We start from the raw sequence: 19,554 nt of genomic DNA on the forward strand, positions 1-19,554 counted from the left end.
CCTGCGTACAAGCACAACCAGCAAGAGACGGCTACCGGGCCGGCATTCAGGACGGAGAGAGGAAACCATGGCAACACTGACGGGCGGCAACGGCAGCGACAATATCATCGGCACCAATTCCAGCGACACCATCCTGAGCGGCAACGGCAATGACTATGTCAGCGCCGGCGAGGGCAATGACTACGTCGACGCCGGCAACGGCGACGATATCGTCGAAGGCGGTGACGGCAACGACACCCTGCTGGGTGCGAATGGCAAGGACCGCGTATTCGGCGGACGCGGCAACGACAGCTTGTCGGGCGGCAACGGTACCGATGCGGTCTATGGTGGCAGCGGCGACGACGTGATCGGTAGCCTCGATGGTAGCTCTGCGCTCTACACCGGCGATAACGGCGGCGATATCCTCTATGGCGACGGCTTCGACAGCTACGCCAATTATCAGCTTGGTCGCGGCCATGAGTCGGCGCAGCCCGGAAACGACCGCATCGCTGGCGGAAATGGCGATGACCTGATCTACGGGGACAACGGCAACAATGTCGCCGTGGGCGGCGACGACATCATTGCCGGCGGCAACGGCAAGGACACCATCTATGGCGAAGGTGGCAACGACACCATCGGCGGCGGCGGCGGCGGGGATTTGCTGAGCGGGGGCGCAGGCCGCGATGTGTTCATCTACAACGCCGTGCTGGATTCCTCTACTGGGGGCATGGATGTCATCACCGACTTCCAGCGCGGTACCGACCGTCTCGACCTGCGGCCAGTGTTGGGCCAGACCGGCTTCGAATGGGGAGGGCGCACGCCGACGGCTCATGGTGCCTGGTTCGGGCAATCGGGCGGCAATACCTATGTCTATGTGGATGTCGATGGCAATCCCGCCACGGCGGAGATGGTCATCCAGCTCAACGGCCTGCATGAACTGGCCAAGACCGATTTCGCCGGCTACGACAACCATGCGCCCACTGCCGCGGCAGATACCCATCGCATAGGCGAAGACAATCATCCGAATCCGATTACCGGCAATGTGCTGTCCAACGACAGCGATGTCGACGCCGGCAACGTGCTGGCGGTGGCCAATCCCGGCGCCTATGTCGGCCAGTACGGCACGCTACAGATCAACGCCGATGGCAGCTACAACTACACTCTGGACAACAGCAATGCGCAGGTGCAGTCACTGCGGCCGGGCGACCATGTCGACGAGGCTTTCAGCTACAACGTGACCGATGGGCAGGCGTCGGCGTCGTCGACGCTGAGCATCCGGATCAACGGCGCCAACGACGTGGCCGCCATCCACGCCTCGGCGGGCGAAGATACGTTGGTGACTGAGGCTGGGGGGCTGACCGACGCCGTTACCGGCGATCCTTCGGCTGGCGGCAAGCTAACGGTCAGCGATGTCGATACCGGTGAGGCGCATTTTGCCGCAGCGCCGCCGGACAATCTTGTTGGGCACTACGGTACTTTCACTTTCGACACCAACACCGGCGCCTGGACCTACACGCTCGACAACAGCAAGGCTGATGCACTCATTGCGGGCCAGCAAGCCAGCGATTCGCTGACGGTGGTGTCAGCAGACCAGACCGCACAACAGACCATCACGGTCAACATTACCGGTGCCAACGACCACGCCACCATCACAGCATCGACGAGCGAAGACACGTTGGTGACGGAAGCCGGCGGCCTGGCCAACGTCATGGGCGGCGACGTCTCCGCCAGCGGCACGCTGACGGTCAGCGATGTCGATGCTGGTCAAACGCACTTCGCATCCGTGCCGACCAACAGCCTGACGGGGCAGTACGGCACCTTCACCTTCAACAGCAACACCGGTGCCTGGACCTACACGCTCGACAACGGCAAGGCCAATGCGCTGACGGCGGGCCAGCAGGCCAGCGATTCGCTGACCGTGGTTTCAGCAGACCAGACCGCACAGCAGACCATCACGATCAACATCACCGGCGCCAACGACCACGCCACCATCACGGCATCGACCAGCGAAGAGACGTCGGTGACGGAGGCCGGCGGCCTGGCCAATGCCATAACCGGTGACATCTCGGCCAGCGGCACGCTGACCGTCAGCGATGTCGATGCCGGTGAAGCTCATTTTGCCGCTGTCCCGGAGGAAAGTCTTGCCGGAAACTACGGCACTTTCACTTTCGACAGCAACACCGGCGCCTGGACCTACACGCTCGACAACAGCAAGGCCGATGCGCTCATTGCGGGTCAGCAGGCCAGCGATTCGCTGACAGTGGTGTCGGCCGACCAGACCGCCCAGCAGACCATCACGGTCAACATCACCGGTGCCAACGACCACGCCAGCATCACGGCATCGTCCAGCGAAGATACGTCAGTGACGGAAGCCGGCGGCCTCGCCAATGCCATAACCGGCGACGTATCCGCCAGCGGCACACTGACCGTCAGCGATGTCGATGCTGGCCAGGCGCACTTCGCGGCGGTGCCGGCTGCCAGCCTCACAGGCCAGTACGGCACCTTCACCTTCGACAGCGGCACTGGCGCCTGGACCTACAAGCTCGACAACGCCAAAGCGGAATCCCTGACCACGGGACAGCAGGTCACCGATACGCTGAGCGTTAGCTCCGCAGATCTCACCGGCAGCCAGACCATCACCGTCAATATCACCGGCACCAACGATGCCGTCGTCAACACCGTCCCCTTGGCGCAGTCCGTCAGCGAGGACACGTCGCTGGTCTTCAGCAAGGTCACCGGCAACGCCCTCGGCATCTCGGACGTGGACAACGGCAGCCACACCGTGACGCTGACCGCCACCGCCGGCTCACTGACGCTGAGCGGTATTGCCGGACTACAGTTCCTTGCAGGCGACGGCACGGCGGACAGCACCATGGTCTTCACCGGCAGCGATGAGGCGATCAATGCCGCGCTAGACGGACTGCGCTTTACCGGTAACAAGGACTATGCGGGCGGTGCGTCGCTGCAGATCCAGACCAGCGACGGCACTGCCATCGATACCGACACGGTGGCGATCACGGTCAATCCGGTCAACGACGCACCGGTTGCCGCGGCGGACGTGGTCTATGTCTCGAACAATACCAACGGCATCCTGATCCCGGTCAGCGCCTTGCTTGGCAATGACGGCGACGTCGATGGTCGGGCCTTGTCCATCACATCGCTGAGCTCGGCCGCTGGCGCGGTCAGCAACCTGAGGTTCGCCCCCGGGAGCAATAACAGCTACGTCATGTTCGACGCCGACAACTCGCCTTCTGGCAGCTTCAGCTATACCGTTTCGGATGGCGCGGGCGGCACCAGCACGGCCAACGTCACCGTTAATGTCTCGTCGACGAATGGGGCGGCCACGGTGTCCCTGGCGAGCCAGAGCTACCAGGCCTCCTACCTGGATGGCGGCAGCAACAGCGATGCGTTGACCGGCGCTGCCAGCAGTGACGCCTTCATCGGCGGCGCCGCCGCCGACACGCTGCTGGGCGGCGCTGGTGACGACGTGCTGCGCGGGGGTGCCGGTGACGATACGCTAAACGGTGGTGACGGCATCGACATGCTGGACTTCTCCGATGCCACCGGTGGGGTGACCTTCACGCTGACGCAGTCGGGCAGTAACACGGTCGTTAACCTATCCGGTGTCGACCTCGGCAGCGACAGATATAGCAACATGGAGGGCGTGATTGGGTCGGGCTTCAATGACACGCTGAGCGGCAGCTCCGCCAATGATGTCCTACGTGGCGCTGCCGGCAACGATACGTTGGATGGGGGTGCCGGCATCGACCTGCTGGATTTCACCGATGCCACTGGCGCGGTCAGTTTCACGCTGGTCCAGAGCAGCAGCGTCACGTCAGTCAACCTCAGTGCGGTCGGACTTGGTACCGACGGCTATAGGAACATGGAAGGCGTGATTGGCTCGGCCTTCAACGACACGATCACTGGCTCGGGCGGCAACGACGTGCTGCGCGGTGGCGCGGGCAACGATCAACTGGCCGGGGGCGCGGGCAATGACTTGCTTGTTGGTGGCGCCGGGGCCGATACGCTGTCCGGCGGCGCCGGCGCCGATACCTACCGCTTCCTGCGTGCCGATGCCGCGTCGGTGGATACGATCACCGACTTCGACCGTGCGTCCGCGGCTGCCGGAGGCGACGCACTGGATCTGTCCGACCTGCTGTCGGGCGTCAGCGTGACCACTGCCAATGCAGCGCAGTTCGTGCGCCTGTCCGAAGTCGACGGCAACACCGTCGTCAGCCTCGACCGGGACGGCAGTGGTACCGGCGCCGCATTCCAGGATATCGCCGTCCTGCAGGGCGTGGTGGGACTGGACCTGAATACGCTGCTGAGCAACGGCAATATCCACACGCCCTGACGCCGGCCTCCGGAGAGGGCAATCCAGGGGAATGACAGAAAGACGACGAAGATGGGAAGAAAGTAGAGGTCAGAAACAAGGAAGAACGACAAGCGGAAATGCAGGACGGCAGCACACTGCCGGCGCATTGAAACAACCATAATAAACGGGTAGGGCACCGCGTTGCGCAGCGCCGTTTGCGCGAGCGCGGTGTACCCGATCTGGGGGAAGCATGACGACGAGATGGTGCCGGCTGGCACCCGTACTGCTATGGGCAGCCATTGCGGTGCCGCATCACGCGGCAGCGCAGCCACTGCCGCAGGCAGTCGAACAGGCCGTGCACACCAATCCCGAAGTGCTAGCGTCGGGCAGCCGCCGGCTGGCCGCTGATGAGGGGTTGAAGCAGGCGCGCGCCGGTTACCTGCCACGGGTCGATGTCAACGCCGCCACCGGCCGCGTGCGCTTGGACAGCCACAGCACCCGGGTCACCGGCCTGTCGGACTCATCGTATGCCCGCCATGCCGCCGACGTCACGATCACGCAGATGCTGTTCGACGGCTTTGGAGTCAGCAGCGACGTGGAACGCCAGGGCGCCCGGATCGATGGCGCTGCGTACCGCGTCGGTGCCACCGCCGAAGATATTGCGCTGCGCACGGTTGGCGTCTATGTGGAGGTACTTCGTCGTCAGGAGACCGTGGCGATAGCCGAGGCTAACCTCGAAGTCCACCAGCACATCCAGGACCAAATCCGGCTCGGCGCCGACAATGGCGTTCTGCGCCGCGCCGATCTATACCAGGCCGAGAGCCGGTTGGCGCTGGCGCAAGCCAACCTGCGCGCCGAACAGGGCGCACTGCAGGACGCCGTCGCGGCCTTCCTGCGTGTGGTCGGCGCGCCGCCACAGCGCTTGACCCGGCCGGAATCGCTAGCTGCCGTGCTGCCCGCCACAGAGCCCGAAGCGCAGCGAGTGGCCAATGCCAGCCATCCCGCACTGGGCGCCGGACAGGCCGATATCGCTGAAGCCCAGGCTGCCCGCTCGCTGGCCCGCTCCGCGTTGTGGCCACGACTGGACCTGGAGGCCACTGCGGCCCGCGATCGCGATCGCGTGCTGGGCACCACTGACGAGCGCAGCGTGATGCTGCGCGTGCGCTACAACTTGTTTCGCGGCAACGCGGACAAGGCCCGCATCAACGAGGCCGGCTACCAGATTCAGGAAGCCGAGCAGAACCTGGAGCGGCTACGCCGGCTGGTGCAGGAAGGTGTGTCGCTGGCTTATAACGCCTACCGGACCGCGCAGGACCGGCTGGTGAGTTTGCAGCAATACGTGCAGGCCAGCGACGCCACGCGCGTCGGCTATCGCAAGCAGTTCCGCATTGGGCAACGCAGCTTGCTCGATCTGCTCAATGCCGAGAACGAGTACTTCAGCGCACGCACGGCCTATGTGACCGGCCAGTACACCGAACTGGCGAGCCAGTACCGCATCCTGGCCGGCATGGGGCTGTTGCTCGCGACACTTCAGGTGGCGCCGCCCAGCGAGGCGCTGATACAGGCGGGAATGCGCTCGGGCCCGCGATAACCCATGCGCCGGGCTCAGCAAATGCTCATAAAGGCGCCCGAGTCTTGCGGTGATACCGCTTTAGGTTGCTTGACTTTCACCCAGTCGGGCGACCGCACGCCGGACCAGGTACTTGATTTCGTACAGCCACCCAGGCTCGAGTGGGCGTCGCCCCTCGCTCGCAGAGTGCTTGTGGCCGCGCGAATGAAGCCTGCGCCTCACTACCGGAATTGAGGATCCCGGCCTTGAGTCTCGCACCAGATGCCTTGCCGCTAGATCCTTCTGTGGCGACGAAGGTTACCTGCCCCCCGGTGAACGCGGCCGCGGTGGTGGAGCCGAATGCGTAAGCTCAGTTTCAGGAGCCGGCGCATCACCGGGTCAGTTTCGAGACCGATGGCGCACGAATACTGCGGAACTCGCCCATGCGGCCCTAGAGAAGAGGCAGCGCCTCCGCCTCGTCAGCGGCGTCACAGTGCGGGCCCTGCATCCGTCGCGCCACGTGTAGGTGTTGGGTGGCACTAAACAGGTTCGTCGCACTGCCGGATGCCTTCCAACACTCCACGTCGCGTTGCGTTCCGCCACGCCGAGGTCATACAGACCATCCCGCCCGGAAACCCGGCGTTTGCGCGGCCACCTCGGCAGTCTTCTGGCTATGTTTCACAACCGGCACGCTCCATGCGTCTGTTCAGTCGAGCACGGCAACATGCTCGATTGAAAACCCACTCATTAATTCACAGCCAGGAGAAACCAGCGCTACAACTTCGGAGCAGGGGTCAACTTGGCCAGCGGTGTCGCAGGCGGCCCGTACGTCCGCAAGACACCCGCGCCACTAGGCTACTGACCATGGAAGGCGATCAAGACGCCATTTCCGGCTGCGGGCAGGCCCACCCGGCGCACGGTCTGTGCCACGGCATTGCGGCACGGGACAAGCGATATATGACGGCGCGCCGGTGCGGCAACTATGATCTTTTCTCTGGCACCCGATGGCACTCCGAGATATACCCTGGCATCCGTGCCCTGACACGACAAGATACCTAGCCGCGGCTTAGCGCGACGACCGCCCCGCGGGAAAATTTCGGTATTGTTGTCAGGTTCCAGTCCCTGAGCGTCATGATTTGCCAGCGCGCTGATCGCATGGGAAGGCGCCCGCTGAAGCCAATGATGAATCCCCGACTTAGCGAAGCGTTCCGACATGCAGGCGGATCGGCGCTTGTGGCCCTCGCGGTGGAGGGAAGTGTGGCGCAGCGTGGATCGGGCGATCCGTTTCAAAACAATAGCGGCACGCCGATCATCAGGAATACGGCAATGAAGATGACGCCAAAGATTGCGCCAAGCTTCCAGTAATCGCCGGCAGGGAGGTAGCCGCTGCCGAAATAGACCGGGCTCGGACCGGTGCCGTAGGGTGTCAGGATGCCCATGAGGCCCAGCGTCAGGGCCAGCATCAGCGCAAAGGATTGCATCGGCAGGCCCGGGATGGTCGAGCCCACGCTGAGCATGACCGGGAGCATCGCCGTTGTATGGGCGGTGACGCTGGCGAACATGTAATGCGTGAAGTAGAAGACCAGAACCAGGATCACTGCCGCTGCCAGTGGCGGAAAGCCGCTCATGTGGCTGGCCATGGTGTCGGAGAACCACTTGACGAAGCCGGTCCGGCTCAGGCCGTCCGCCAGCGCGATCAGCGTTGCAAACCAGGCGAGGGTATTCCAGGCCTGCTTGTTGGCGAGCATGTCGTCCCAGGTCACGACACGGGTCACCAGCATCAGGCCAATGACCATCAACGCCGCGGTGGTCGCATTGACGTGCTTGTCTCCGAAGATCCAGAGCGCCAACGCGATCAGCACCAGCAGCCCGAGCAACAGCTCGCGCTGGCTGGGCGGGCCCATCTTCTGGAGTTCCTGCGCCGCCCAGGCCGGCACTTCGGTGCCTTCCTTCACTTCCGGCGGATACAGCAGGTATGCGAGGAGCGGCACGGCCAGCAACAGAAGGACCCCTACAGGCGCGAAGGCCATGAACCATTGCATCCAGCTCAGGTCGACCTGGACCGTCTTGCGGATCAGCTCGGCGGCGAGCAGGTTGGGCGCCAGCGCGGTGAGGAACATCGAACTGGTCACGCAAGTGGTGGCGATCGCAGTCCACATGATGTACGAACCGATTCGCCGCGCCGACGGGTCGTTCGGCTTCGAGTCATAGAGCGGCGGCAGGTTGCGGATGACGGGAAAGATCGTGCCGCCACTGCGCGCGGTATTGGATGGGGTGAACGGCGCCAGCAACGCATCGGCCATCATCACCGCATAGCCCAGCGTCAGCGTCTTGCGGCCCATCGCCCGCACCAGCAGCAAGGCGATGCGCCTGCCCAGGCCGGTCTTTTCGTATCCCAGCGCGAACATGAAGGCGCCGAAGATCAGCCACACCGTGCTGTTGCCAAATCCGGAAAGCGCCCACGCGAGGGCCGCGTTCGCCGGGTTGAAGCCGGGCTTGGCCAACTGCTCCGGGCTGTAAAACACCCATTCACACAACACGGTCACCAGCGTCACCGCGATCAGGCCGATGGCGGCACCGGGGATGGGCTCGAGCATCAGCCCGACGATGACGCCGACGAAGATCGCGAAGTACAGCCATGTGTGCAGTGCCAGCCCCTCGGGCGCGGGAATCAACGCGACCACGACCGCGGCCACGACGGGCGCAAGCGCCGTCAGCAGGGTTTTCATGGGGCTTCCCCTAGGCAAAGACCTTCGCTGTGCTATGGTTTATATGACCTTTTCGGACAGTGCGCCAGTTAAATGTGCGGCTGGCGCCGCCGACACGACAGGATGTGAAATGGCACGTTTGAGCATCGAGGGGCGGCAAATCGAGGCACCGGCAAACTGTTCCATCCTGCAGGCCTTCCTGCACGCAGGGGAGACGCTGGTTGAAGGCGTGGGCTGCATGGGCCAGGGCGTCTGCGGCTCGTGCCGGGTCATGGTGCGGCGCAGCGGCGAGCAGGATGTACGCACGGCGCTGGCCTGCGAGACGCTGGTCGAGGACGGCATGCAGGTCGCGTTCCTGGACTACTTCACGGCGTCGGAGCGGCACGTCTATCGCATGGAGGAGGTCGGCGAGAGCTGGGAAGCCTTGCGGACGATTTCCACGGTGTTCCCCGAGGCCGCCCATTGCCGCCACTGCAGCGGTTGCGACCGCGCCTGTCCGAAGGAGCTGGCGGTCCAGCAGGGCGTGCAGTTCGCCGTGGAGGGCAAGCTCAGCGCCGCCAGCCAGGTCTTCGACGAATGTGTCATGTGCAACCTCTGCACGCTGGCCTGCCCCGAGCATATCCGCCCCAACCATCTCGGCCTGTTCGTGCGGCGCATGATCGCGGCCCAGACGCTGCGGCCCGCCAATCTCATGCTGCGCCTGCAACAGATCGAAAGCGGCGCGATGACGATCGACTTTGACGCACCAGGCGCGCAGCCGCCGCGCTGACGGGGGCAGACAAACATGCCAACCGGCATCCCATACGATGAAGCGCGCCGGCGGTACCGGCCCGGCGTCGCGACAGCGATGCGCAGCGACGACGACAGCGTCGAAGCGCTGCTCAAGGGCTATCACCCAGACCACGGTCCCAATGCGCGCGTTGCGCTGGCCGTTGGCGTGAACCGCGGCGAGCCCTGCCAGCCGGATCTTGCGCGCTGTCTGCAGGCTAATGCGCTGATTGACGATGTCGACATTGCCGGCGCCCAACTCGTCTCCACCGATGTGCTGATCATCGGCGGCGGCGGAGGCGGCTGCGCGGCAGCGCTCACGGCGGCCGGGCAGGGCGCACAGGTGATCCTGGCCACCAAGCTGCGCCTTGGCGACAGCAATACCGTGATGGCCGAGGGCGGCATCCAGGCGGCCATCGGCGAGGATGACAGTCCCCAGCTGCACTTCGAGGACACATTGCGCGCCGGTCATTTCCGCGGCGAGCCGGAACTGGTCGCGCAGATGGTGATGGACGGGCCCGATGTCATCCGCTGGCTGATCCGGCTGGGCATGATGTTTGACCAGGAAGAGGACCGGCCCTTTGGCGGCAACCTGCTGCGCAAGAAGCCAGGCGGGGCGTCGGCCGCGCGCATCCTGTCCTATCGGGATTACACCGGGCTGGAGATGATGCGCGTGCTGCGCGAGGCCGTGGACCTGGAACCGGGGGTTGCGGTGTGGAACCGCTGTCCCGCGGTCGAGCTGCTGTCCGACGAACGGGGCCGCTGCGCCGGCGCCGTGATCTACAACCTCGAATGGCGAACCTTCATGCTGGTGCGCGCGCGTGCCGTGATTCTCGCCACCGGCGGGGCGGGGCGCCTGCACCTGAACAGCTTCCCCACCTCCAATCACTACGGCGCCACCGCGGACGGCCTGGTGCTTGCCTATCGCCTCGGGGCGCGCCTGCGCGAGCTCGATTCGTTCCAGTACCACCCCACCGGCATCGCCTACCCGCCGCACCTGGCGGGCGGCCTGATCTCGGAAGCGGCGCGCTCGGCGGGCGCGCGGCTGCTCAACGGCGAGGGCGAGCGCTTTGTCGATGAGCTCAAGCCCCGGGACATCGTGGCCTCGGCCATCCTGCGCGAGTGCGCGCAGGGCCGCGGCATCGAGCGGGGCGGACAGGTCGGGGTATTCCTCGACACGCCGACGCTCGAAATGGAGAATCCCGGCATCCTCGCCAAGCGGCTGGTCACGCTGCGCCATCTGGCGCACAAGTGCGGGCAGGACGCGGCGCAGGAGCCTTTCCTGGTCTATCCGACCCTGCACTACCAGAATGGTGGCGTTGCCATCGACAAGGATGGCGCGACGAGCGTGCCGGGACTTTACTGCGTGGGCGAGGTTACGGGCGGCATCCACGGGCGCAACCGGCTGATGGGCAACGCGCTGCTCGACATCCTGAGCATGGGCCGTCGTGCCGGTGCCAGCGCGGCGCAAGCGGGGCGCGCTGGGATGGCCGTGCGCGCCGGGATCGGCCACGTGCATGCGTGGCAGCGGGAACTGACGCTGGCCGGGCTGCCACTGCATGTCAAGGCACCGCAGCTGTTCCCCGGTTACGCCCATTTCGATCTGCGCGACGATGCCGGATTGCGCTCCGGCGTACGCGGCCGCACGGTCGGCGGCACGCGGTGATCGACCCACGGAGCGCGCGATGGAACACCTGAATCAGGTACTCCTCAACGAGGATATCCGCGTCGGTGCGGACCTGGATGGCTGGCTTGCGCGGGGCGGCGGAGAGGGGCTGGCCAGGGCGCTGCGCGATCCGGCCACGATCATTGCAGAAATCGAACAGGCGGACCTGCGCGGGATGGGCGGCGCCGGCTTCGCGACGCATCGCAAGTGGACGCCGGTGGCCGCTGCCGCCGATGGCGACAAATACATCATCTGCAATGGCAATGAAGACGAGCCGGGAACCTTCAAGGACCGGTTCCTGCTGGAACATACGCCGCACCAGGTGATAGAGGGCGCGCTGATCGCCGCGGCCGCCACCCGTGCCAACCACGTCGTCCTGTACGTCAATCCGCACCAGCCACTGGCGCTGGACAGGACGCGCCAGGCGGTGCAGCAGTGGCAGGGGCACGCGCAGTTCGCCGAGCTGGCGCAACTGGTCGGCGGGCCGGTATCGCTCAGCGTGGTGCCGAGCTCGGGCTTGTACATCGGTGGCGAGGAGACCGCGGTCATCGCGAGCGTGGAGGGCGGGTTCCCGTTTCCGCGCCGCAAGCCGCCTTTTCCCGCCCAGCACGGGGTGCATGGCGCGCCGACGGTCGTCAACAACACCGAGACGCTGGCCCACGTGCCCGGCATCCTGCGCCACGGAGCGCAGTGGTATCGCAGCCTCGGCACCGGCAATGCGGCGGGCACGAAGCTGTATTCGCTGTCGGGCGACGTGTTGCGGCCCGGGCTGTATGAGCTGCCGATGGGCACGAGCCTGGAGACGCTGGTGTTCGGGCATGGCGGCGGCATGCTCCAGGGCAAGGAATTCAAGGCGGTCTTTACGGGCGGTCCTTCCAATACCCTGCTGACCAAGCGCGACCTCGACGTGGCACTGGACTTCGATTCAGTGCGGCAGCGGCGCTCGCGGTTGGGGACCGGCGCGATGATCGTGGTGTCGGAAGGAACCAGCATCGTCCGCAAGGTGGCCGAGTATGTGAGCTTCTTCGCCCAGGGTTCGTGCGGCCAGTGCCCGCCATGCAAGGGCGGGACCTTCCAGCTGATGCGGCTGCTCAATCGGATCGATACCGGCCGCGGCGTGCGCGCGGACGTGGAAGCGTTGGAAAACCTGTGCCGCATCCTTCCCGGCAGCGGGCGCTGCGGCCTGATCGATGGCGCCGTGACGGTGGTGAACAGCTCCCTGGATCAGTTCCGGGAAGAATACGAGGCGCTTTTGATGGCGTAAGGCCCAGAAGCCGACCCGGCCTGTCTCCTGCGAGTTCCGGAGTGCAGAAAATCTTCACCGCAGCCAGGAGAAATTGCCGGATGAGGCTATACAGCGGAGATTAACGATGACTGATACCGTAAGGATGGAGCGCGACACATTCGGCGAAATCGCCGTGCCCGCCGCGCATTTTTGGGGCGCGCAGACCCAGCGCTCGCTGCAGAACTTCAGCATTTCGACTGAAAAGCAGTCGCCCGAGCTGATCGTTGCTATCGCGTGGATCAAGCGTGCGGCGGCCGAAGTCAACCACGAACTTGGCGTGCTCGACGAGCAGAAGGCACGTGCGATTATCGAGGCGGCCGACGAGATTATCGCTGAGAAACACCCGGACGAGTTTCCGCTTGCGGTCTGGCAGACCGGCTCCGGCACGCAGACCAACATGAACCTGAACGAGGTGATTGCGAACCGCGCGAGCGAGCTCCTTGGCGGGGAGCGCGGCGAAGCGCGCAAGATCCATCCGAACGACGATGTGAATCGTGGCCAGTCGTCTAACGACGTGTTTCCGACCGCTATGCACGTCGCCGCCGCGTACGGGATCGTCCTGCGCCTGCTGCCTGCACTAAAAACGCTGCGTGTGACGCTCGACCAGAAGTCAAAGGCGTTCGCAGACATCGTGAAGATTGGCCGCACGCATCTTCAAGACGCGACGCCACTCACCCTCGGCCAGGAGTTTTCCGGCTACGTCGCTCAGCTCGACCAGGGGATCGCGCATGTCGAATCGGCGCTGCCGCATCTCTATCAGCTCGCGCAGGGGGGCACCGCGGTCGGAACCGGGCTAAACGCTCATCCGCAGTTCGCGGACAAGGTCGCCGCAGTGATCGGTAAGCTAACGGGCCTTCCATTCGTGTCCGCACAGAACAAGTTTGAGGTAATGGCCGCCGCCGACGCACTCGTGTTCGTGCACGGCGCATTAAAGACAGTCGCCGCCAGCATGATGAAGATCGCTAACGACATCCGCTGGCTCGCGAGTGGCCCGCGCTGCGGCCTAGGGGAGCTGTCGATTCCGGAAAACGAGCCGGGCAGTTCGATCATGCCCGGAAAGGTGAACCCTACGCAGTCCGAGGCGGTGACGATGCTGTGCTGCCAGGTATTCGGCAATGACGTCGCGGTGAACTTCGGAGGCGCGAGCGGCAATTTCGAGTTGAATGTGTTTCGGCCGATGATCGCGCACAACGTGCTGCAATCTATCCGCCTGCTCACGGATGGTGCGCAGAGCTTCAACGATCACTGCGCGGTCGGCATTGAGCCAAACCGCGCACGCATCGACATTCTGCTCAACGAGTCGCTCATGTTGGTGACGGCCCTGAATCCTCACATCGGTTACGACAAAGCCGCACAGATCGCTAAGAAGGCGCACAAGGAAGGCACGACGCTGAAAGCGGCCGCACTCACGCTCGGCTATGTGACCGAACAACAGTTCGACGAATGGGTGCGCCCAGCCGACATGGTCGGCAACCCGCTCCGATGAACAACGCTCGAGAAGACCTGCCACGCGAACGCGCGGCAGGCTTTCCCGTGTGGCGTGCTTCCTGCTATTGCGCGCTTTTTCGGTGGCATGCAGGAGCCACTGGATATCGAACGCGTTGAATCGATTGGGGAGCACGTCGTGAGTGTGGCAAATCGGCGAGCAACAGGACAACCCAGGCGCACACCGGATACGCCAATCCTGATTCGCCCCCGTACCGCCATGATTAACAGATGCGTGGTCTGCTCGGCGAGCCAGGTTCGACTAGTGATCAATGACGGAGCAGCTCAGGTTTGATCAAGGCGGTACTCCGCATCTTGTTTCTCCACGACGAACCAGGCTACCTTCTTCTGCACCGCGCGCAGTTGCCCGACGTATGGCCTTGTGTCGTCGGTTCAGCTCAATGCTTACCGAAATCCACCACGGCGTACCACTTGGTGCCACCGGGGTAAAGAAGCCCTACACCGGCGTGAGTGAACTGACAGTCGAGCATAATTGCTTTGTGCGCTGGGCTGTTCATCCACCAGTTGACCGTCGCTGCCTCGCTGGAAGTTGACTCGCTAAAATAGAGGATCTCACCATAGCGCGAGAGGGGCGCGAAGCCGGCACTGGCGATTCGCTGCCCCGGTCTGCTTCCATCCGAACCCGTGTGCCCGTCCGTGTTGGGCTGTAGGTGGGCTTTATTGTCGCGCATATCCACCGCATGTCGATCTGCAGCACTCCGCAACTCACTTGAGCCAAGCACGGCAGGGCATCCCGCAGCGGTCCGCTTTTCGTTGATCAGATCAAGCAGGTTTTTCCCAGGAACGCTGCTCGTCCCTGTCGCACATGACACCAGAAAGGCTAGAAGGCCCGCGACCACAGTTATTGAGGCAAGTAAGGTATGACGCATTTTCTGTGTCCCTCTTTGTTGCGCAACTCAGAAAAAAACAGAAATAAAAGGATATTGCATTGAGATTCGAGCCTTCGCTCTCATCAAACTCGTGGAGTGACTTCATGCTGGTGCGAGATCCAATCACAATAGGATGGCATCGCATGATGCAGAATTCATTTTCCTTTCTATCTGCACTGTGCGGAATTCAAAACGTAACAATATTGAAACGCAAAATCTCCTGCCCCGAGTTTCAATCCAGTACCTCCTTGCAGATCTCTGATCGAATTGGACATTTTTGACAGTCCCTCGTACGTGAATGAATCCGACCTCATCCGCATGGCCGATGTCCTTGGCGTCGGCTGGCAAGGACACTGTTTGTACAATGCAAGGCGAAGCCGGAACAACGGATGAGCGGACTGAAAGCGATTTGCGAGGGCCGGCGTAAAGTGGGCGGCGGCGAATGGTGTCGGGCTTGACGATGGCTACACTGACTACGTGCGCAGCCTTGAGTTGAACCTGTGGAGGCCCCTGTCAGCTCTTGCGCTGGCCGGGTTCCGGGCGGGAGGCGGCGCCATGCGTTCGTTCTGGTAGACGCCGGCAATGTCGAGCGGCCGCCGCCGGCAAGCCCGATGCGCCAGCGTACGGCCCTACCGGCTCTGCCATCGTTGCTTTTGGCCTCGAAGGTCTTGGTGCCCCTGTTTGATGTGGCAACCCGCACCGATCGACACATCACTCACGGCGCCGGCGATGCCAGCGGCTTCCCTTTTTCGACCACGTACACGCCCACCAGCCGAGTCGCCGTGCTACCGCTGTTGTGGGCGTCATGCACCACGCCGGCCGGCACCACGAACGACTCACCGGCCTTGATCGTGCGCGGCGACTGGCCGTCGACTAGGAGTTGCACCTCGCCGTCCATGACGTAGCTGATCTCGTCTCCGGGATGCGTATGTCGCCCCGCATAGGCGCCTGGCGCCACCTCCACGCGCGCGACCACGGCTTCGCGACCCGGTACGGATACATCGGCCCGGCCGACCACGGTGCGGGTCAGGCCCGACTTCTGCGCCAGCGCGCTACCTGTCATCAGCGCCACAGCGCTCAAAATGACCAAATTCTTATAGTGCATGAATTCTCCTCGAAATTATTTCTGATTTTCAGAGATGACTGTCCCATCTGGTCCTAGCCCACGTTCATGCTAGCAGGCCGTTGTCCGGCCGGAAGGTCGACGCGGCGCTACAATGCCCACTGCTCATCTTCTAGAATCATTCACCATGCGGCCGGATTGCAATCCCCGCTTCTGCTGCTCGTAGTGCGCAAAATGCCATTCGGATCAACGCTGCTTTGGTACGTCGGATCGCTTACGACGAATGTTCGCGAACTGGCGATGTTCAACCTTGCCATTGACAGCAAGCTCCGAGCGTGCGACCTAACCCGACTGCGCGTGCAGGACATCTGCGACCCTGTCCTGCCATTCGAGCTGACACGAAGGCAATGACAGCTATCAAAGCAGACCAGTCATAGATCGCCAGGCCTCGGCTGCAGGCTCGTGTCCGCAGCGCGTGCTCACGGGAGCCGGCAGGCTCGGTATAAACCCCTCGGAAGGGGCGGGTTCAAGCAACTGGGCGACCGAGGCACATCCATCGCTGCATTGCCTGACTGTCGTTGGTGTCGAGATACTGGGAGACCTGATCCAGCAACCCCAAGTCGATGCCAGCCGAATCCGCTAGCGTCTTCGCCAAGTGCAGATCCTAGCTCGGTGTCGAGCATTCGACCGTGTCGCCCGGATCGACCGCCTGGAAGAGAGCCTGGGCTCTCCCCCGTTAGCCTGAAAAACCGCGGGCGCTGGATTGCCAAGCCAATCCCGACTTCTCTCGAGGCGGTCAGCTTCGACAACGAGGGGCCCGCTGTTCCGTTTACGGCTGCGCCGCCTCAACCCGGTCGTCTCTTCGCGGACTCTTTTTGCGCCATTCGAGTCATCGCCACCCTGGACCAACGGGCATTTACGCACACTCTTGACTCGGACCTTCCGAAAATATCGAACTTCAGATTAACAACATCCACAGAAGCTCCGCGGGGGGCATTTCCTTCTGCCTCCGGGCGTGCCAGAAACGAAAGAGCCCTCGAACGGGGAGGGCGATGCTCTGAACGAAACGGGCGGGTGCAGGACTGCCGTGGTGCATCTTCGTCAGTCGTGCCCGCAAGCGGTATAGGGTCTATCGCCCTAGGGCCGAGGGGCTCGCTTGGGACGTTGACGCGATGATCTTCAGCACGTCCGTTGGGATCCTGCCGATCGTCAGCCAGGGCCAACGCAAGCCCCCAGTTGCGTCAGCAGATGAGCGAGCCTTGCTTGGGAACCAGTCTCGGTCTTGTTAAAGATCATCTTGAGCTGCGTGCGAGCCGTCTCGTGCCCGATGGCGAGTCGCGCACTGGCTTCAGGCAATCCTATTCCCGCGGTGAGTAGGGTCGCCAGCCGAGTTTCGGCTGGCGACAGGCCATATAAATCGCACAGCATATCCGACAAGAGAGGCGCCGCAGCGCCGGCCTCGTGTATGACCACCAGCGCGGCGGGACGCTGCCATGGCTCGGCCAGATGGTGGGCCGGTGGCAGAGGTAGCACGATGACGTCTGCGCTGTTCCCGCTGTTGTCGCAGGCATGCGTAGCCTGGGCCGGGACGGTCTCGCACGGGTCGCAAGCCGAGGCCAACATCTCCTGGAGCGACCGCTTCATCCACCAACCGTCGTGGCTCACGAGTCCCGAGGAGACGCCATGGCCTGCCAACAACCGCCTGACCCAACGTTCGCCACAGGCGTTGTGGAGTAGCACCTTGCCATCAGCGGCGACCGCGATCAGGCCAAAGGAAAGTCGCTCGAGTACTTGTTCGGACAATTCGACAAGCGCGCGGGCCTCGTGCGCGCGCTGCCGCAGACGAAGTGCCTGGCGCAGGTGCGGGATCGCCCAGCCTATTCGGTGCGCGTCGTCGGCCTGGTAGGGCGGGTGCCCGAGGGGCTTCTGGAGGAAAAAATAGATTTCCTGGCTCCGCTTGCGCTCGACCAGGCAAGCCATGACGGAACTCAGCCTGAAACCGTACATGAATTCCCGGTAAAAGGGTAGCCGCATCATGTTCGCTTGACCCAGTTCACGTGAATCGATATACCAGTCACCCTGGTCCATGTGGCGCATGTATGTGCGCGCCGGATCCTCGGCTTGGTAATGGCCATTGTAGGCGTCGACCAGTTCCTGGTTTTGGTCATATATCTCGTTGACCCGGAACCGCTGGTTAATGGGTGTGAACTCGACTAGCGAGGCGTTCATGCTGTCGCTGGCGTCGCGCAACCGTACCAGGCCAGACTGCCAGGCGGTCTCGTCGAGGATGCCCTCGTACAGACCTCGTATGGTTTGAGATACCACTTCTTCGTTCATCGGCTTCCCCACAATGCCGTCAGCGGTGCACCTGCAGAGCGCTGCCCCGTACAGCGTGACGGCCCACGTGCTCTGTCTGGCCTAGCCCCCCAATCGGGGGAATGCGTAGACGATAGGGGATCCGGCCCGTTCCCACTTGCGGTTTCTTGCGCAAAATTTGGGGCGCGGAAATTGCCCGCGCCTAAGCCGGCCTCATGGCGGGCAGGCCTGGCTTAGCTTGACTGCCTTCCGACACTGCGGCGAAACTCGCTTGGTGAAATTCGGCTAAATTTGCGGAAGGCTGCGAAGAACTGAGTGTAGGAATCGAAGCCGCAGGCGGCCGCCACATCGGCCAGTGGCATATGGGGGTGGCGCCGTATCAGCTTGCGTGCATACTCGATCCGGCAGATCAATACATATTGCCAAAGGCTGACCTGGCGTGTTTTGCGGAACATGCGGCACAGGTGGAAAGGGCTGACATGGATCGCCGCGGCGATTGTGTCGATAGTGAGCGGCTGGGCGAGGTGAGCGAGAATGAAATCGTCCAGCCGCGCGAGCGTGTGTCGGGACAGAAGGCCACGCTGAGGCGTGACGGCCAGCGCTGTGGTGTTCGACACGCCGGCGCCATAGAGGAGGCCCACGCGCAAACTAATAGCCAGCAGCAAGGATTGCTCGTAAAGGCTACCGCCCACGCTACCACCCCTAACGTGTGCGTCGAGCGTCAGCACCAATTGCACAAGGCCGCTGTCGGCCCCGCCGGCGAAGTCGGACTGCAGATCAGGTGCGCTGCGTTCGTGCGTCTGTTCATGAGCGTGGACAACGGCATCGGGTCGCACGGAAAAATAGACGGCATCTAGCGGCGCTGACCAACTGCTCGACAGCGCGTCGCCAGCGGCGCGGAAGTAGACCCGTTTTGGCGCCATCGTCCCGTCCATTCCCCGTCCGTTGATTTGCCAACGAATCGGCACAGGATGGCGGGTGACCGGGATGGCCAAGCAGTGCACAGGCATGACCGTGGTGTCCAGGGCGCCGGCGGCGAGCACATGGCGCTCCAGTACAAAGCCGTCCCAGTGAGAGGAACCGCTGCCATAGCGGGGTGTGGTGGGGATAGCTGGCACGGTGCCGTTGCCGGTGGTGGCCAGCAACTGGGTGGGTGAAGGTGCTTGGCCCATGTGGTTGGCTCGATTAAAGTCGCCTTATCGCAGCGTTCGGATGGTCAGCTATCCAGTGCTCGGCATTCCGGTGCGCCGCCACCTACCAACTCTGAGGTAGCCATAAACGATATGGGCGCGTTGAAGTATACATACTTGGTCCGCACGCATCGGGGATCAACACCTCAGGTATCAACGCAAAGGCACGCGGATTGGACAGCTTGTGCATGTCGCGCGCGACAGTGCCTTCCATCGCGTAGGCAGGCAATCCGCTCCCAACAGAGCAGCATCAGCAGACGAGCCATTAGGATCTCCGGCGCGGGGCAAGGAAATTTGCGCGACGTACGGCATGCACGCCGGCAACTGGTGGCGATCCTTC

The 19,554-nt window shown here is 63.3% G+C and carries 12 protein-coding genes and 1 pseudogene; 8 read left to right on the top strand and 5 right to left on the bottom strand.

Annotated elements, in window-relative coordinates; translation table 11 throughout:
* Positions 1-67 precede the first annotated feature (67 nt).
* From CTP10_RS31890 to CTP10_RS31900, 3 genes are all read left to right on the top strand, one after another.
* Positions 68-4,333, top strand: coding sequence for a beta strand repeat-containing protein (locus CTP10_RS31890; RefSeq protein WP_116323935.1), 4,266 nt, complete (start codon positions 68-70; stop codon positions 4,331-4,333).
* Positions 4,334-4,544: 211 nt separating this feature from the next.
* Positions 4,545-5,885, top strand: a complete 1,341-nt coding sequence (locus CTP10_RS31895; RefSeq protein WP_116323934.1) for a TolC family outer membrane protein — start codon at positions 4,545-4,547, stop codon at positions 5,883-5,885.
* Positions 5,886-6,707: 822 nt separating this feature from the next.
* Positions 6,708-6,902, top strand: coding sequence for a hypothetical protein (locus CTP10_RS31900; protein ID WP_233528489.1), 195 nt, complete (start codon positions 6,708-6,710; stop codon positions 6,900-6,902).
* 227 nt (positions 6,903-7,129) lie between these two features.
* On the opposite strand, the gene CTP10_RS31905 is transcribed toward CTP10_RS31900, so the two are convergent.
* Positions 7,130-8,572 (bottom strand): anion permease, encoded by a 1,443-nt coding sequence (locus CTP10_RS31905; RefSeq protein ID WP_116323932.1) that lies wholly within the window; start codon positions 8,570-8,572, stop codon positions 7,130-7,132.
* Positions 8,573-8,681: 109 nt separating this feature from the next.
* On the opposite strand from CTP10_RS31905, the gene CTP10_RS31910 reads away from it, so the two are divergent.
* The 4 genes from CTP10_RS31910 to fumC all read left to right on the top strand — a co-directional run bounded on the left by CTP10_RS31910 (position 8,682) and on the right by fumC (position 13,756).
* A complete protein-coding gene (locus tag CTP10_RS31910; RefSeq protein ID WP_271816147.1) occupies positions 8,682-9,320 on the top strand; it encodes a 4Fe-4S dicluster domain-containing protein in 639 nt (212 codons plus the stop codon).
* Between the two features lie 15 nt (positions 9,321-9,335).
* Positions 9,336-10,985, top strand: coding sequence for an FAD-binding protein (locus CTP10_RS31915; protein WP_116324056.1), 1,650 nt, complete (start codon positions 9,336-9,338; stop codon positions 10,983-10,985).
* Between the two features lie 19 nt (positions 10,986-11,004).
* Complete coding sequence (locus tag CTP10_RS31920) at positions 11,005-12,249, top strand: complex I 51 kDa subunit family protein (RefSeq protein ID WP_116324055.1); 1,245 nt, start codon at positions 11,005-11,007, stop codon at positions 12,247-12,249.
* A gap of 106 nt (positions 12,250-12,355) precedes the next feature.
* Positions 12,356-13,756: a class II fumarate hydratase gene (fumC, locus tag CTP10_RS31925; RefSeq protein WP_116323577.1), complete on the top strand. Its 1,401-nt coding sequence runs from the start codon at positions 12,356-12,358 to the stop codon at positions 13,754-13,756.
* Between the two features lie 397 nt (positions 13,757-14,153).
* Here fumC and CTP10_RS31930 read toward each other — a convergent pair whose 3' ends face one another.
* Positions 14,154-14,645, bottom strand: a complete 492-nt coding sequence (locus CTP10_RS31930; protein ID WP_116323578.1) for a CAP domain-containing protein — start codon at positions 14,643-14,645, stop codon at positions 14,154-14,156.
* 715 nt (positions 14,646-15,360) lie between these two features.
* On the bottom strand, positions 15,361-15,750 hold the full coding sequence (locus CTP10_RS31935) for a cupin domain-containing protein (protein ID WP_116323579.1): 390 nt from the start codon (positions 15,748-15,750) through the stop codon (positions 15,361-15,363).
* Positions 15,751-15,987: 237 nt separating this feature from the next.
* Here CTP10_RS31935 and CTP10_RS31940 point away from each other — a divergent pair.
* Positions 15,988-16,077: pseudogene (locus tag CTP10_RS31940) on the top strand (integrase); the annotation flags it as partial.
* 840 nt (positions 16,078-16,917) lie between these two features.
* Here the strand turns inward: CTP10_RS31940 and CTP10_RS31945 are convergent.
* Entirely contained in the window at positions 16,918-18,045 is a 1,128-nt protein-coding gene (locus CTP10_RS31945) for a helix-turn-helix transcriptional regulator (protein ID WP_116323580.1), read from the bottom strand.
* A 212-nt stretch (positions 18,046-18,257) separates the two neighbouring features.
* Positions 18,258-19,196: a helix-turn-helix transcriptional regulator gene (locus CTP10_RS31950; protein ID WP_116323581.1), complete on the bottom strand. Its 939-nt coding sequence runs from the start codon at positions 19,194-19,196 to the stop codon at positions 18,258-18,260.
* Between the last annotated feature and the right edge of the window lie 358 nt (positions 19,197-19,554).

The sequence above is a fragment of the Cupriavidus sp. P-10 genome (assembly GCF_003402535.2).
Classification (GTDB): domain Bacteria; phylum Pseudomonadota; class Gammaproteobacteria; order Burkholderiales; family Burkholderiaceae; genus Cupriavidus.